The sequence below is a fragment of the Segatella copri genome, from assembly GCF_024330485.1.
Classification (GTDB): Bacteria; Bacteroidota; Bacteroidia; order Bacteroidales; family Bacteroidaceae; genus Prevotella; species Prevotella copri_L.
Window position 1 is genome coordinate 1 of record NZ_JANDWX010000106.1, and the last position, 698, is coordinate 698.

The 698-nt window shown below is 49.3% G+C and carries 1 protein-coding gene; it reads left to right on the forward strand.

Going from position 1 to position 698, the window contains the following annotated elements; translation table 11 throughout:
• The coding region (locus NNC77_RS16560; protein WP_254986912.1) for a site-specific integrase at positions 1-698 on the forward strand (698 nt) is incomplete at both ends.

Sequence of the window (698 nt, forward strand, 5' to 3'; positions counted from 1 at the left end):
ACATGGCAGAAGAACCTGAGAGCCTTTGTCCATTCGTTGGATAAGGACGACATCGCCTTTGAGGACATAGACGAGAATTTCGGGGAGGAATACAAGCTATTCCTGAAACGAGACCAGGGACGCATCGACAGCTACGTGAACCATTGCCTTCTCTGGCTGAACATGTTGATGTACAAGGCAGTGGACAGGAGCATTATCCGCTTCAATCCCATAGCCAAGATAGGGTATGAGAAGAAGGCAGCCCCGAAGATGACCCATATCAGCAAGGCAGACTTCATCAAGATGCTCTCTACCCCGATGGCTGACGAGCGAACGGAGCTTGCACGCAGATGTTTCATTTTTGCCTCGCTCACCTCCTTATCCTATATAGATGTAAAGAAACTGTACCCTCACCATATCAGTGAGAACTCCGAGGGTAGGAAGTTCATCCGCAAGGAAAGAGAGAAGACAGGCGTGGAGTTCTTCGTGCCACTCCATCCGATAGCCGAGAAGATTCTTTCGCTCTACAATACCACGGACGACAGCAAGCCTGTTTTTCCACTGGGTGAGAAGAAAGACATCTATCTTGATGTGCATACCCTTGGAATGGTGCTTGGCATAAGTAATAAGTTGGGATTCCACGCCAGCCGCCATACATTCGGAGTCTTGATGCTCAACGAGGACATTCCCATCGGCAGCATAGCCAAGATGATGGGACA